General features: G+C 66.2%; 14 protein-coding genes. 5 read left to right on the forward strand and 9 right to left on the reverse strand.

What is annotated here, in order from left to right; all coding sequences use genetic code 11:
* Complete coding sequence (locus AB4083_RS20610) at positions 1–633, forward strand: HAD hydrolase-like protein (protein ID WP_441610382.1); 633 nt, start codon at positions 1–3, stop codon at positions 631–633.
* 94 nt (positions 634–727) lie between these two features.
* Here AB4083_RS20610 and tkt read toward each other — a convergent pair whose 3' ends face one another.
* Positions 728–2,737: a transketolase gene (gene tkt / locus AB4083_RS20615; protein WP_441610383.1), complete on the reverse strand. Its 2,010-nt coding sequence runs from the start codon at positions 2,735–2,737 to the stop codon at positions 728–730.
* A gap of 252 nt (positions 2,738–2,989) precedes the next feature.
* On the opposite strand from tkt, the gene AB4083_RS20620 reads away from it, so the two are divergent.
* Entirely contained in the window at positions 2,990–3,736 is a 747-nt protein-coding gene (locus AB4083_RS20620) for an outer membrane protein (protein ID WP_441610384.1), read from the forward strand.
* A 250-nt stretch (positions 3,737–3,986) separates the two neighbouring features.
* Positions 3,987–4,577 carry a porin family protein gene (locus AB4083_RS20625; RefSeq protein ID WP_441610385.1) on the forward strand — a complete coding sequence of 197 codons (591 nt, stop codon included), beginning with the start codon at positions 3,987–3,989 and terminating at the stop codon, positions 4,575–4,577.
* A 135-nt stretch (positions 4,578–4,712) separates the two neighbouring features.
* On the opposite strand, the gene AB4083_RS20630 is transcribed toward AB4083_RS20625, so the two are convergent.
* The 5 genes from AB4083_RS20630 to AB4083_RS20650 all read right to left on the reverse strand — a co-directional run bounded on the left by AB4083_RS20630 (position 4,713) and on the right by AB4083_RS20650 (position 9,595).
* Positions 4,713–5,717: a class I fructose-bisphosphate aldolase gene (locus AB4083_RS20630; RefSeq protein WP_441610386.1), complete on the reverse strand. Its 1,005-nt coding sequence runs from the start codon at positions 5,715–5,717 to the stop codon at positions 4,713–4,715.
* A 173-nt stretch (positions 5,718–5,890) separates the two neighbouring features.
* Positions 5,891–6,346 carry an energy transducer TonB gene (locus AB4083_RS20635; protein ID WP_441610387.1) on the reverse strand — a complete coding sequence of 152 codons (456 nt, stop codon included), beginning with the start codon at positions 6,344–6,346 and terminating at the stop codon, positions 5,891–5,893.
* A 79-nt stretch (positions 6,347–6,425) separates the two neighbouring features.
* The gene (gene pyk, locus AB4083_RS20640; protein ID WP_441610388.1) at positions 6,426–7,901 is read right to left on the reverse strand and encodes a pyruvate kinase; all 1,476 of its coding nucleotides are present in this window, start codon (positions 7,899–7,901) and stop codon (positions 6,426–6,428) included.
* 326 nt (positions 7,902–8,227) lie between these two features.
* Positions 8,228–9,037 carry a S1/P1 nuclease gene (locus tag AB4083_RS20645; RefSeq protein WP_441610389.1) on the reverse strand — a complete coding sequence of 270 codons (810 nt, stop codon included), beginning with the start codon at positions 9,035–9,037 and terminating at the stop codon, positions 8,228–8,230.
* An 87-nt stretch (positions 9,038–9,124) separates the two neighbouring features.
* Positions 9,125–9,595 carry an OsmC family protein gene (locus AB4083_RS20650; protein ID WP_441610390.1) on the reverse strand — a complete coding sequence of 157 codons (471 nt, stop codon included), beginning with the start codon at positions 9,593–9,595 and terminating at the stop codon, positions 9,125–9,127.
* 173 nt (positions 9,596–9,768) lie between these two features.
* Here AB4083_RS20650 and gap point away from each other — a divergent pair, with 173 nt between their 5' ends.
* Both gap and AB4083_RS20660 read left to right on the forward strand, forming a co-directional pair.
* Positions 9,769–10,782 (forward strand): type I glyceraldehyde-3-phosphate dehydrogenase, encoded by a 1,014-nt coding sequence (gene gap / locus AB4083_RS20655; protein ID WP_441610391.1) that lies wholly within the window; start codon positions 9,769–9,771, stop codon positions 10,780–10,782.
* 105 nt (positions 10,783–10,887) lie between these two features.
* Positions 10,888–11,295: a group III truncated hemoglobin gene (locus tag AB4083_RS20660; RefSeq protein ID WP_441610392.1), complete on the forward strand. Its 408-nt coding sequence runs from the start codon at positions 10,888–10,890 to the stop codon at positions 11,293–11,295.
* 113 nt (positions 11,296–11,408) lie between these two features.
* Here the strand turns inward: AB4083_RS20660 and tpx are convergent, their stop codons facing one another.
* The 3 genes from tpx to AB4083_RS20675 all read right to left on the reverse strand — a co-directional run bounded on the left by tpx (position 11,409) and on the right by AB4083_RS20675 (position 14,891).
* Positions 11,409–11,906 (reverse strand): thiol peroxidase, encoded by a 498-nt coding sequence (tpx, locus tag AB4083_RS20665; RefSeq protein WP_441610393.1) that lies wholly within the window; start codon positions 11,904–11,906, stop codon positions 11,409–11,411.
* A gap of 64 nt (positions 11,907–11,970) precedes the next feature.
* Positions 11,971–14,139 carry a YjbH domain-containing protein gene (locus AB4083_RS20670; protein WP_441610394.1) on the reverse strand — a complete coding sequence of 723 codons (2,169 nt, stop codon included), beginning with the start codon at positions 14,137–14,139 and terminating at the stop codon, positions 11,971–11,973.
* The gene (locus AB4083_RS20675; RefSeq protein ID WP_441610395.1) at positions 14,136–14,891 is read right to left on the reverse strand and encodes a capsule biosynthesis GfcC family protein; all 756 of its coding nucleotides are present in this window, start codon (positions 14,889–14,891) and stop codon (positions 14,136–14,138) included. Before AB4083_RS20675 ends, AB4083_RS20670 begins: the two co-directional genes overlap by 4 nt.
* Between the last annotated feature and the right edge of the window lie 26 nt (positions 14,892–14,917).

Consider the following 14,917-nt stretch of genomic DNA (forward strand, 5'->3'; position numbering starts at 1 on the left):
ATGCTTTGCCTGTTCGACCTCGACGGCACCCTGATCGATTCGGAACTGGGCATCGTCAGCTGCGTGCGGCACGCCTTCGAGCAATTGGGCGTGCCGGCGCCGGAACAACTGCGCCACTGGATCGGCCCGCCGCTGCGGTATAGCTTCGCGCCGCTGCTCGACCACGATCCGGCGCTGGTCGAAGCGGCAGTCGAGCATTACCACCAGCGCTTCCACGCGATCGGCTGGCGCGAGCACACGGTGTATCCGGGCATCGAGGCGATGATCCAGCGCCTGCGCGACGCCGGCCATGAGCTGGCGATCGTCACCAGCAAGCCGCAGCGGCATGCGACGCCGATCGTCGAATCGTTTCCGTTCGCCGATGCGTTTGTGCGGCTGTACGGCCCGGACCCGAGCAGCCCGCATAGCGAGAAGGCGTCGATGATCGCCGCGGCGCTGGCGGATTTCGGCGCGGACCCGGAGCAGACGGTGATGATCGGCGACCGCCATTTCGATATCGACGGCGCGGTGGCCAACCACGTGCGCGGCATCGGCGTGCTATGGGGTTTCGGCAGCCAGGAAGAACTGGAGCAGGCGGGCGCGCACGTGCTGGTAAACGATCCGGCACAACTAGGCGACTTGCTGGTGGCATGACGCTGCCGCAGCGGGCATAAAAAACGCCGCAGAGATGCGGCGTTTTTTTTATCGCTCACCGGGAAGACCCAAGCCTTCCGGGTGTATCGATGCGTCAGCGGATCGTGCGCTTCACCGCGTCCACCACGTGCGCCACGGTGAAACCGAAATGCTCGAACAGCTGGCTCGCCGGCGCGGAAGCGCCGAACGTGGTCATGCCGACCACTTCGCCATCCAGGCCCACGTACTTGCGCCAGAAGTCGGCGGTCGCCGCTTCCACCGCCACGCGCGCACGGCACCAGCCGGGCAGCACGCCTTCGCGGTATTCCAGCGGCTGCTCGTCGAACAGTTCGGTGCACGGCATCGACACCACGCGCACGGCGATGTCCTGCTGCGCCAGCGTCCGCGCCGCTTCCATCGCCAACTCCACTTCCGAGCCGGTGGCGATCAGGATCGCCTTGAACTTCGTGTCTTGCGGATCGGACAGCACATAGCCGCCGCGCGCGATTTCAGCCACCTGCTGCGCGCTGCGCTGCTGGTGCTTGAGGTTCTGGCGCGAGAACACCAGGCACGACGGCGCACCCTTGCGCTCGATCGCCAGCTTCCACGACACCGCCGATTCCACCGCGTCGCAGGGACGCCACAGCTGGTTGTTCGGGATGTAGCGCAGGGTGGCCATGTGCTCGACCGGCTGATGGGTCGGGCCGTCCTCGCCCAGGCCGATCGAGTCGTGGGTGTAGACGTGGATGGCGTGCGCCGGGATCAGCGCGCTCATGCGCACCGCATTGCGAGCGTAGTCGGAGAACACCAGGAAGGTGGCGTCGTACGGAATGAAACCGCCATGCAGGGCCAGGCCATTGGCAATGGCGGTCATGCCGAATTCGCGCACGCCGTAATACACGTAGTTGCCCTTGCCGTCGGCGCTGTTGCCGTTGCCGGCATCGAGGCTGCCCTTCCATTTGGTGAGGTTGGAACCTGCCAGGTCGGCGGAGCCGCCGATCAGTTCCGGCAGCAGCGGGCCGAACGCGTCCAGCGCCATCTGCGAAGCCTTGCGGCTGGCCACTTCCGGACCTTCCAGCTGCAGCTTGGCGACGTAGGCGCTCGACTTCTCGGCCCAGTCGGCCGGCAGTTCGCCGGCGAGGCGGCGCTTGAACTCGACGGCGAGTTCCGGATGTGCGGCGGCGTAGGCGTCGAACGCGGCGTTCCACACCTTCTCGCGCTCGGCGCCGGCGGCCTTGTGATCCCAGCCGGCGTAGATCTCGGCCGGAATCTCGAACGGCGCGTAATGCCAGCCGAGCTGCTCGCGCGCGGCGGCGATTTCGTCCTTGCCCAGCGGCGCGCCGTGGCTCTCTTCCTTGCCCTGCTTGTGCGGGGCGCCGAAGCCGATGATGGTCTTGGCGCAGATCAGCGTGGGCTTGTCGGACTGCGCCACGGCCTGCGCGATGGCGCGCTTGATGTCGTCGGCGTTATGGCCGTCGACGTGGCGGATCACGTTCCAGCCGTAGGCTTCGAAGCGCTTCGGGGTGTCGTCGGTGAACCAGCCATGCACTTCGCCGTCGATGGAAATGCCGTTGTCGTCGTACACCGCGACCAGCTTGCCCAGGCCCCAGGTGCCGGCGAGCGAGGCCACTTCATGCGAGATGCCTTCCATCAGGCAGCCGTCGCCGAGGAACACGAAGGTGCGGTGGTCGACGATCTCGTGGCCCGGACGGTTGAAGTGCGCGGCCAGCACCTTCTCGGCCAGCGCAAAACCCACCGCATTGGCCAGGCCCTGGCCCAGCGGGCCGGTGGTGGTTTCGACGCCGGGGGTTTCGCTGGCTTCCGGATGGCCGGCGGTCTTCGAATGCAGCTGGCGGAAGCGCTTGAGCTCGGCCATCGGCAGGTCGTAGCCGGTCAGGTGCAGCAGCGCGTACTGCAGCATCGAACCGTGGCCATTGGAGAGCACGAAACGGTCGCGGTTGAACCACTTCGGATTGACCGGGTTGTGGCGCAGGAAGTCGTTCCACAACACCTCGGCAAGGTCGGCCATGCCCATGGGCATGCCGGGGTGGCCGGACTTGGCGGCCTCCACGGCGTCCATGGCGAGGGCGCGGACGGCGTTGGCGAGTTCGCGGCGGGTGGTCATCGGGGAGTCTCCGGAGGGAAGGCGGCGGCGAAAAACCGTGATTGTCGCCGATCCATGCAGGGCTGTCGCCCGCTTCACCCCGTTCCAACGGACTTAACTCGGCCTTAATTTGTGCGGTCGCAGTACGGAAACCCTTCAGTCCCGGGCCGCTCTAATCCGGGGCATGGCTGGCAAGGCCATGTGCGATCGCAGGCCACCCCCTCCCCCTTCCGGCCGGCGATCGCTCCCTATAAGGAAAAGAGGAGTATTCCCATGAAAAAGTCCCTACTTGCCCTCGCTTTCACCAGTGCCAGCCTCATCGGCGCACCCGTCCTGGCTCAGGACAGCAGCTCCACCCCCTCGACCGCCCCGGCGGGCGGCAACTACCTGCCCAGCCAGCCGGTCGGCAGCGGTAACTGGTTCATCGGCGCCAACGTCGGCCGCACCAATGGCGGCGACAACGGCGGCTTCGGCAGCGGCAACGGCAGCGGTTTCAATTTCCTCAAGGGCGAAAAGGGCCGTCGCACCGGTTACGGCGTGCTCGGCGGCTATCGCTGGAAGGCCGGCCAGGATCTGGGCCTGGGCCTTGAGGCCGGCTACGCGGACCTGGGCAACTACCGGGTCAAGAACGTCTTCAATTCGCAGGACGTCAACCAGCGCAGCACCAGCAATGCCCTGCGCGGCTGGCTGCTCGGCGTGAACGGCCGCATCAACTTGCTGCCGCAGTGGTACATCAGCGCCCACGGCGGCTACTTCCGCGCCAATGACAACGGCAACAACTACAACAACAGCCTGGGCCAGGACCTCGGCCTGACCAGCGGTGGCCGCTCCGGCCGCGGCAGCTGGTACGGCGGCGTCGGCACCGGCTGGGACATCACCGAGCAGGTCAGCGTGGGCGTGAACTACGACTACTTCCACGCCAACGCCGGCAAGATCAAGAGCACCAGCACCGGCGAGGTCAGCCAAGGCCTGAAGCGCTCCACCGGCATCGTGTCGCTGAGCGGCGAATACCGCTTCTGATATCTGGGCACACAGCAAGCCGGGTTGAGAACGGGCGCCCCTGGCGCCCGTTTTCTTTTCTTATCAATAAGTTAAATCTGCCCGAGCTCTGCCATAAATCTTAACTTTGGCTTAATACTGAACTCATCGGTATTGAATCTTTTCCGGCCGGTTCCCATCTAACTCTTGTGAAGCCGAGACCCCTCGGCCACGCGGTGCCCGGCCCTTCCCCCAACGGCCGCCACCGTTCTTCCATAACAGGAGACTCTCCATGAAGAAGACGCTGCTCGCCCTCGCTTTCGCCACCGCCGGCCTGATGGCCGTTCCCGCTTTCGCGCAGAACGCGTCGTCTGACAACGGCGGCTGGTTCGTCAACGGCAATGTGGGCCGCACTTCGATCAACAAGGGCCCGTACGACGACCACGACACCGGCTACGCCCTCAACGGCGGCTACCGCTGGTCGCTGGCCCCGAACTTCGCGCTGGGCGCCGAGGTTGGCTACAACGACCTGGGCAACATCCACCCGAAGAACCTGTTCAACAGCAACCCGGTGGTGGACAAGGGCAAGACCCAGCTGCACGGCTGGACCGCCGGCGTGAACGGCCGCTTCAACATCGACCAGAACTGGTATGTCGGCGCGCGCGCCGGCGTGTACAGCTGGAAGGGCCACGGCCTGAGCAACGACGTGAACCCGGTCCGCAAGAGCCTGGACGACACCAGCTGGTATGCCGGCGCGGGCTTTGGCTACAACTTCAGCAACAACATGAGCGTCGGCCTGAACTACGACTACTTCGACGCCAAGAAGAACAAGGTGGACCTGAGCACCGACATGGTGTCGGTGAGCGCGGAATACCGCTTCTGAGTAAGGCAAGTCGCAGGTCTACGGACCGGCGAGCGTGACAGCGGGAGGGCGCCGGAAGGCGCCCTCTTCGCTTGTCCGGGGCATGAAAAAAGGCGCCCTGGGGCGCCTTTTTTCTTATCGGGACGGCGCGAAAACTCAGCCGTTCCACTGACCCTGCGCAGCCAGGCCATTGTCCTTGGCGCGGGCGTGCACGGTCTTCTGCGCGTCGCCGTAGTTGGCCTTCATGTCCTTGGCCCACAGCTTCAGCGCGGCCTGCTGCATGGCGCGGCCGTAGGAGAACGACAGCGGCCACGGGTGCGGGCCCATGCGGTTCATCGCGTTGAGGTGCGCGGTCGACTGCTCGTCGGTCTGGCCGCCGGACAGGAACACGATGCCCGGCAGGGTGGCCGGCACGGTGGTCTTCAGCACGCGCACGGTGGCCTCGGCGACTTCCTCGACGCTGGCCTGCTCTTCCGCGTCCTTGCCCGGGATCACCATGCTGACCTTCAGGATGGAACCTTCGAGCAGCACGTTCTGCTCGTACAGCGCGTTGAACAGGCTGCGCAGCACGGCTTCGTGCACTTCGTAGCTGACTTCGATGCTGTGGTCGCCGTCCATGATCACTTCCGGCTCGACCATCGGCACCATGCCCGCTTCCTGGCACAGCGCGGCGTAGCGCGCCAGCGCGTGGCAGTTGGCCTCGATCGCGGTGGAGCTGGGGTTGTCCTCGGTGATGTTGATCACCGCGCGCCACTTGCAGAACTGGGCGCCGAGCCGGGCGTATTCCTGCAGGCGCTCGCGCAGGCCGTCCAGGCCCTCGGTCACCACGTCGCCGGGGAAGCCGGCCAGCGCGACCGGACCCTTGTCCACCTTGATGCCGGGGATGATGCCGTTCTTCTTCATCACCTCGGTGAAGGGCACGCCGTCCTTGGTGGACTGGCGCAGGGTTTCGTCATAGAGGATGGCGCCGGAGATGTGCTCGCTCAGGCCGGGCGTGGTGAGCAGCAGCTCGCGGTAGGCGCGGCGGTTCTCTTCGCTGTTCTCGATGCCGACCGCTTCGAAACGCTTCTTGATGGTGTTGGTCGACTCATCGATGGCGATGATGCCCTTGCCGGGCGCGACCATCGCCAGGGCGATGCTTTCAAGATCTTCGATGCTCATGACGACTCCGTGGAACGCGGGGACGGCCCTTGGCCGCGTTGATATGGAGACCATCCCGTCGCCGGGCGGCCAAGTCTAAAGAGCGCGAGTATAGCCGGATCGGCAAAGCGGAAAGCCCCGCCTCCGGTGGAGGCAGGGCCGCAGGGGCTTCGCAGCGGGGCGAAAAGCCGTTTTTAGGCCTGGTCGTAGCCGGGCAGTTGGCAGGCGTCGGTGATCTTCTTCGCCGCGGCCTTGTCCTCGGGCAGGTTGAAGCCCACCACGTAGTAGGTCGACACGGGTTCCTTCTTGCTGCCGTTGTGGAGCGAGGGGCCGTACTCGAAGCGCTTGACCACACTGAGCGCGGCCGAACCCAGATCGCTCCTGGGCACCACCTGCTTGATGGCCGCTTCCTGCGGCTTGCCGTCGGTGCCGATCTCGTACGTCACCGCCACGCAGCCGGGCTTGTCGAGGTTCTGCCCGCTGTTGGGCACGTCGGCCTGCACGGAACGGTAGTTGAGCAAAATCCAATACGTGGAAAGCTGCTCGGGGCCGACCCTGCGCGCCTGCGACTGGGCCAGCGCCGGCATGGCGGCGGCCAGCGCCAGCGCCGTCGCGGCAGCCAGCGACAGGGAACGAAGCATCGTGTTCATGGAGCCGACTCCTTGGGGACGGGGGTGTGGCAGGCAGTGTAGCCCTGGCGCTGCGCGGCGGTGCATGCCGCGCCGGCGCTCAGAGATCCTGCAGGCTCTCCACCACGCCGTCGGCGCCGACCGAAAGCAGCTTCAAGGTATTGGTGCCGCCGCCGCGACCGATATGGTCGCCATGCGTCATCACCAAGCGGTCGCCTTCGGCCAGCTTGCCCTGGCTGAACAACAGGCGCACCGCTTCGCGCGCCGAGGCCGCGGTGGTCTGCGAGCTGGCATGGGTGAACTCCACCGGCTGCACGTCGCGCAGCATCAGCATGCGGCGGCGCGCATCGGCGAACGGCGACAGCGCATAGATCGGCACCGCGCTGCGATAGCGCGACAGCCACTGCGCGGTGGCGCCCGATTCGGTCAAGGCCACCAGCGCACGCACGCCGACCTGGCTGGCCAACAGCATCGCCGCCAGCGCAATGGCCTGATCGGTGCGGTCCAGGCGATGGCCCGCCGTGGCGAGATCTTCCTTCGGCTCGAACTGGCGCTCGGCGCCGAGACAGATGCGGCGCAGCGCCGCGACCGCCTTGTCCGGATGCGCACCGGCAGCCGATTCCTCGGACAGCATCACCGCATCGGTGCCGTCGATCACCGCATTGGCCACGTCCAGCACTTCGGCGCGGGTCGGGATCGGCGAACGCACCATCGACTGCAGCATCTGCGTGGCGGTGATCACTGCGCGATTGCGCTGTACCGATTCGCGGATGATCTTTTTCTGCAGGCCCGGCAGCTCGGCATCGCCGATCTCCACGCCCAGGTCGCCGCGCGCCACCATCACCACGTCGGACGCGTCGATGATTTCGCCCAGCACCGGAATCGCATCCGCGCGCTCGATCTTGGCCACCAGCGAGGCCTTGCCGCCGGCTTCTTCCAGCAGGCGCCGCGCCAGTTCCATGTCGGCGGCGGAACGCACGAACGACACCGCCAGGAAATCCGCGCCGATTTCGGCGGCGAGTTTGATATCCGCCTTGTCCTTGTCCGACAGCGCCGACACCGACAAGCCGCCGCCCTGGCGATTGAGGCCCTTGCGGTCGGACAGGCGTCCGGCCACCAGCACGCGGCAGCGCACTTCGGCGCCAACCACGCTTTCCACCGTCAGCGCCACCAGGCCGTCGTCCAGCAGCAGCACGTCGTCGGCGACGACGTCCTTGGGCAGGTCGTGATAGCTCACGCCTACCCGAGTGTTGTCACCCGCCGGCGCGCCAGGGCTGCAGTCCAGCACGAAGTCGTCGCCCACCTTCAGTTCGATCGGGCCGTTGGCGAATTTCTCGATACGGATCTTGGGACCTTGCAGGTCGGCCAGCACACCTACTTCAAGGCCCAGCTTTTCGGCGGCCACGCGGACCGCATTGGCGCGGGCGCGATGGTCGTCGGGCTGGCCGTGCGACAGGTTGAGCCGGACGACGTTGACGCCCTCGGCGAGAATTTTCTCGAGCATCCCGGGCACGTCGGTGGCGGGGCCGAGGGTGGCGACGATCTTGGTGCGGCGCAGCGGAGTTTCATTGGTCATCATTCGAGGCTAACAGAACTGCCTCGTTGCGCCAGAGGGGTGCCGCGAGCCTTTTTCACGGCCCCTTGGCGCACCCCTGGGGACCGGTCGGCACCGGTCTACCACTGTCTAAAGTGGTATCACCGACCAGAGACCACATGAGTCCTCAGCCAACTAACTGGTATGCCGTATGGACGTCCAGATGGCTGGCGGGAGGTTCGCCACGAAGCTCGTCGCGAACCCGTTCACCCGAGCACCCAGGCGCCCCATCCAGGCACTCGCCAGAGCCCTTCGAATACCCGCGATGCGCCACAAAAATTCATCCCGCATCGCAGCAAAAAAACCAATCACTGCGCCAAGGCGCGATTCAACACCTCGGCCAGCCGCACCCCCGCCACGCGCAACTGGCGCTCGGCCAACGGCAGCTCGGCGGCCACGTAGGCGTCGTCGATCTGGTGCCCGTCGGGATAGATCTCGCGGCTTGCCGCGCAGGACTGCTCGGCCCACTGGGCATACACGTTGTCCTGCGGCGCGATCGGCGCCGACATGGTTTCGGCCGGACGCGCGTCCAGCTCCTGCGCATAGGCGCGCCACTCCTTGCCATGCGTGCCGAGCAGGCCGGAATCCCACACGCTGTGCAGGTTCGTACCCTTGCCCTGGAACTGCACCTGGTAGGCATTGCCGCCCTTGTCGTCGCGATTGCCGGCGTGCAGTGGCTGGTGCACGTCGCCGACGAAATGCACCACGAACTTCAGCGCTTCCAGGCGAGCCGCATCCGGCTGCTTGCGGTCGGCCAGTACGGCGACGTAGCGATCGAGGCCACCGACCACGCACTGCCCGTCCGTGCAATCGCGCGGCGGCACGTACACGCAGTCGTCCGCGCGGAAGTTGATGTAGTGCAGCTTGCTGGTGGCCTTGGCCAGGTCGACGCGCGTGTCGTCGCTGCGCAGTTCGTCGGCCCAGCTGGCGATATCGGCCAGCGACTTGGTGTTTTCCGGCGCCAGCAGGCGCTCGACCTCGGCCTCGGCGGCCGGACTCAGGCGCCGCTGCGCCAGCTCGGCCACGATGGCGTGGCCCTGGCGTCCCCAGGCGTGGACGGCGGGTGCAACGGCGAGCGCGGCCAGGAGGCCGGCGAGGAAACGTCGGGAAGTGGACATGTAATTCAACTTGATTTGATTAATGGGGACATCGAAAAAAGTCGGCGCCGCGTCCGACCCGGGGAAACGTCTTAACGGGTGCCCGCCTCAGCCAGTGGCGGCTTTGTGCAGCAGCGTGCCCGCGGCATCGCGCACGCTTACGTCGACGGCGATGCCCTGCCGCACGCTCTGCGTCACCGTGCAGAACTCCTCGAACTGCGCCAGCGCCCGGTCCACGTGCGCCAGGTCCGCCTCGGCCTGGCCCAGGTCCAGGTCCACCGCGATGCGCGCCACGCGCCAGCGCCCCTGCTCGTTGCGCGCCAGCGTGGCGCGAGCCTTGGCGGCGAGCTGGCCGGGATCGTTCTTGTACTTGCGCAGGGCGAACAGCAGGCTGGCGGCCAGGCAGTTGGCCACCGATACCGCCAGCATCCGGGTGGGATTGGGGCCGGCGCCGGTGCCCAGCGGCGGCAGCTCGTCGGTCAGCAGGTCCGGCGCGGCGGTGTCGTCGAAACGCACGCGGAATTCGTAGCCGGACATCTGTTCCAGGCTGATCTCGATGGTCTGCTGTTCGTCGCTCATGGCCCGGCCCCTGTGTACCGCATCCGCAGATAAGGCCCGCGAGCCTACCCCACATGCACGCCCTATGAACCGTGCCGGATGAGATGGCCCTGCTTTCCAGCTAACATTAGGGTTCTTTGGCGGCCGGGTCCGGTCGCCGCTGCCCCGCCATCATCTCCGGAGGACGCTGTCCCATGGCCATCAAGGTCGCCATCAACGGTTACGGTCGCATTGGCCGCAATGTATTGCGCGCGCTGTACGAGTCCGGTCGCACCAACGAGTTCCAGATCGTCGCGATCAACGACCTCGGCGACGCCGAGACCAACGCCCACCTGACCCAGTACGACACCGCCCACGGCCGTTTCCCGGGCACCGTGTCGGTGGACGGCGGCGACCTGATCGTCAACGGCGACCGCATCAAGGTCTGCGCCGAGCGCGACCCGGCCAAGCTGCCCTGGGGCGAGCTCGGCGTCGACGTGGTGCTGGAGTGCACCGGCCTGTTCACCTCCAAGGCCAAGGCCGGCGCGCACATCGCCGCCGGTGCCAAGAAGGTGATCATCTCCGCCCCGGGCGAGAAGGACGTCGACGGCACCTTCGTGTTCGGCGTCAACGACGACACGCTCACCGCCGCGCACCAGGTCATCTCCAACGCATCTTGCACCACCAACTGCCTGGCGCCGCTGGCCAAGGTGCTGCACGAGAAGATCGGCATCGTGCACGGCCTGATGACCACCATCCACGCCTACACCAACGACCAGGTCCTGACCGACGTCTTCCACAAGGACCTGCGCCGCGCCCGTTCGGCCACCATGAGCCAGATCCCGACCAAGACCGGCGCCGCCGCCGCAGTCGGCCTGGTGCTGCCGGAACTCAACGGCAAGCTGGACGGCTTCGCCATGCGCGTGCCGACCATCAACGTGTCGGTGGTGGACCTGTGCTTCGTCGCCAAGCGCGCGACCAGCCACGAAGAGATCGACGCCATCATCAACGAAGCCGCCAACGGCAAGCTCAAGGGCATCCTGGCGGTGAACACCCAGCCGCTGGTGTCGGTGGACTTCAACCACAACCCGGCTTCTTCCACCTACGACGCGACCCAGACGCGCGTAATGGAAGGCACCCTGGTGAAGGTGCTGAGCTGGTACGACAACGAGTGGGGTTTCTCCAACCGCATGCTCGACATGACCAAGGCGCTGATGGCCGCGAAGTAAGCGGCAGTCGCTGGCTGGACCGAAAAAGCCGGGCATCGCCCGGCTTTTTCTTTGCGTCGACTTGCCGCACGGCCCTCGCCGGCACCGCGCCCTATGATGGACGCCATGGAACGCTCAGCCTCCATCGACGAAAGCAGCCTCGCCCTCCTGGTCGAGCGCTTCTACGACAAAGTCCGCGCCGATCCCGCGCTGGGCCCGATCTTCAACGCCGCCGTGCACGACTGGGACCAGCACCTGCGCACGCTGGTCTCGTTCTGGTCGTCGGTGGCGCTGGGTACGCAGAGTTATCGCGGCTCGCCGATGTCGGTGCACCGGCAGCAGCCGATCCGCGGCGAGCATTTCGACCGCTGGCTAGAACTGTGGCGGGAGACCGTGCGGGAGTTGTTCGAGGAAGCGGCGGCGATGCGGATGATCGGATATGCCGAACGCATCGGCAGCAGCTTGCGCATGGGGCTGGGACTGCACGAACGCCGAGGGGCGAAACCGCTCGGCATTCCCATCGTCAATCAATAAACGATCGGCGTAGGTTGGGGTGAGCCGCAGGCGAACCCCAACACCACGGAATCGAAACGCCTCGCATCGTTGGGGTTCGCCTGCGGCTCACCCCAACCTACGGGTTGCGTACGTCAGAGCACCTTCAACGCCGCCTCGTAATCCGGCTCATGCGCAATCTCCCCCACCAGCTCCGCATGCAGCACCTTGTCGTTCTGGTCCAGCACCACCACCGCGCGCGCCGCCAGCCCGGCCAACGGACCGGAAGCGAGCGCCACGCCATAGTCGCGCAGGAATTCCGCGCCACGCAGCGTCGACAGCGTCACCACGTTATCCAGCCCCTCCGCGCCGCAGAAGCGCGCCTGCGCGAACGGCAGGTCGGCCGAGATGCACAGCACCACGGCATCCTTCAGCCCGGCAGCCTGTTCGTTGAAGCGGCGCACCGACGTCGCGCAGGTCGGCGTGTCGATACTGGGAAAGATATTCAGCACCTTGCGCTTGCCGGCGAACGACGACAGCGCCACGTTGGACAGGTCCTTCGCCACCAGCGTAAACGCCGGCGCCTTGTCACCAAGCTTGGGAAAGCGGCCATCGACCTGGACCGGATTGCCTTTGAGCGTAACTGTGGACATGCGGATCTCCTGGATGAAAGGGCCGCCCAGTAAACCACGCGGCGGCGCCTTGCATCCATGCCCGTCAGTCCAGGGCTTTCTCCAGGTTCTTTTCGAATAGATCCGGATCACGATCGCTGGTCATGTCGTAGAGGTTATAGCGTCGATACAACCGCGCACCGCCATCGCGCAGCAGCGGCTCCCACATGAAACTGGCGCGGGAGCGGCTGGAATGCGGCAGCAGCAGGTCGAACGGGATCGAGAAATAAATGCCCTTGTCGAAACTGCCCTCGCCCGTCTGCGTACCGGACTTGTTGGTGATCGTGGCGTAGGCACCCATGCGCACGCCGTTGTCGAACTCGCGCGATACATCCAGGGTGACGCCGTAATCCTTGGCCAGATAGCGGCCGACGCTGGCGGCAAGGGTGACGTCATGGAAGCCGGTGTTGAGATACACCGTGGCATTGCCGGTCACGGTCTTGTAGCCGCGCAGTGCAAAGTCCTGGCGGAAGCCGCGCTGGCGCACCCAGTTCAGATCGACGCCGAAGGCCCAGCGCTCACCGTATGGGCGATACAGCACCTCGCCGCCCACGCCGGCATACATCGATTCGAGCATGCCGCCGTAAGCCATGCCGAACAGATCCGGCGCCAGCACCTTGGTGCCAGTGAGCTGGAAGTTCGGCATCGTCACGTCGGACGTAGTCAGGTATTCGCGGATATTGGTGCGCACGCGCGGCAGCAGGCTGGGCGCGGTGTAGGTGAACTTGTCGTAGTTGTTGAGCAGGTTGACGCTGACCACGCCGTCCCACCACAGGTTGCGCGAGAAGCGGTAGGTCGCGTTGCCATTGGCGGTGAACTGGTACAGCACGAACGCATTCGGTCCGCCCAGGCTCTGCTGGTAGCCGAGCGATACGCCGCCATCGAAGTGCTTGGGCGGTTTGATGTAGAGCGTCTGCTCTTCCTGCTGCGCCGGCGGATTCTGCTCGGCGCTGCGGCGCAGCTCCTGCATGCCGATGCGGTGATCGAGCGCATCGATAAAGCGCGGGCGGTGGATGCTCTGCTCCGCCAGCGGCATGCCGTAGTTCTCGTCGGCCACGGTGAACCAGTCGATGCTCTGGTCCACGCGGTTGTCGAGGATGCGCGCGGCACGGCCCAGCGTGCGGCTCGGGTAGAAATACGCGCGCGGCTCGCCATGCACCACCAGCTCGGAACCGCGCAGGCCGATGCTGCTGACGTCGATGCCGGCGTTCCGGCCCAGCGCCTTGCTCAGCTCATCCCAATCCAGCTGGCCCGGCGGCTTGCGCACGATCGCGGCGGCGCCCTCCGCCGGCTCCGGCGTCGTGGCCACTCCGCGCACCGGCTCGGGCGCCGGGTCGTCGGTCTTGCGCGGCTCCAGATGCCTGGCCAGGTTCGTGTGCAGCGTGAGCGTGGCCATGACCTTGTCGCCACGCTCGAAACCGAGCGAGACATCCACATTGTCATTGACCCGGTACATCGCCGCGACATTGATCGGCGAGCGCTGCTTGAACTTGTTGCCCAGGCCCTCGTGCTTGTAGTTGTTGCCGTCCAGCTCGACCTTCAGGCGCAGCTTGTCCAGCGGCGTCTGGTACTCGATGCCGCCGATCACGGCGGCCGGTCCGCGGAAGTAGCGCAGCGTATTGAACTCGCCGCCCTGCTGGTTGGTATTGCCCGCGCGATTGTCGAAACCGCTCCACACCCAGCCGAACGGGCTCTTGATGTCGCCGCGCGCGCCCATGTTGCCCCAGGCCAGGCCGGCGGTGACGTCGAGCGGTCCGAAGCGCTTGCTCGCCACCACGTACTCGCTGCCGAACAGACCGGTACCGCCGATGTCGCGTCCGCCCACCGCCACCGCGGGCCACCAGCGGGTCTCGTCCCACAGGCGCAGCTTCAGGTCGATCGATTTGTCTTTGTAGCTCTGGTGTCCGCTCAAGGCCACCGAGCCATACAAGCGGTTGCTCACCGACGAGTAGCGGAAGGTGCCTTCGATCCACGGCAGCGGCTGCAGCGACAAGTTGTAGTGCGTGTACGGGTAGGTGCGCGACGCGGTGAAGGCCAGGTCGCCCTCGTCGGCCATGCGCGCGGTCGGCGTCTGGATCAGGCCGACTTCGCCGTAGTCGTTGCGCGTATAGCCAGGCGCCGACTGCGCATGCAGCGCGCCGACGATGCACTGCGACAGCAGCAGGCTCGCCGGCAGCACCACGCAGCCGCTGCGCCAGGTCAGGCGCGCGATCATGGCAGCACCCCGCCATCCAGCGGTTGGGTGGCGATGAAATCCGCCATCTCGCGATTGAACACCTTGTCGGCCGCGCCGGCGACGAGGCGCTGGTCGAGCGGCACATACACGATCGCGCCGGGCGCCAGCACCATCGGCGGGCTTTCGTTCCACAGGGCGATGCCGAGCTCGAACACCTGGCCGTCCGGCTGGATCACATACAGAAAATCGCGATCGGCCATCTGCGTGGCGCAGGCTTTCACGTACTTGCGCGCTCCCTGCAAGGCCACGTGCGGCAGCTCGCAGGACTTCTGCACCGCGCCCACCACGCGCACCGTCGAGGGGCGGCGCGGATAGCTCAGCGTGTCGGCGTCGTCCAGCGGCAGGTTGTCCGCGTCGTTCGCGGCCAGCGCGCCGGGATCGAGCGTGTTCGCCACGCGGCGTCCGGTCACCGGCATCGCCTGCAGCCACTGCCGCAACTTCGTGCTCAACGCCGCCAGCGGCGCATTGCCTTCGCGCCGGGCCTGATCGGCAACGGCGCCCAGCTCGTACAGCAAGCCCACCTGCAGCCGTTTCTGCTCGAACTGCTTCGACTGCTGCGTCCAGCTCGCGCCGAGCACATAGGCTTCGGGCTTGATCTGCGCCGCGGTAGCTGCATCGGCCAGCCGCGCATTGCCTTGCAGCGACTGCACGCCGGGCCGCCCGACTTCTCCGGAAACGCTGACGGATACCGCCATCGCGTGAATCGGCCAGGCAACGCCAATGAGCGTCATGCACAGCAGCCATCCGAGCGGGCGGA

Source organism: Dyella sp. 2RAB6, from assembly GCF_052115385.1.
Classification (GTDB): Bacteria; Pseudomonadota; Gammaproteobacteria; order Xanthomonadales; family Rhodanobacteraceae; genus Dyella_D.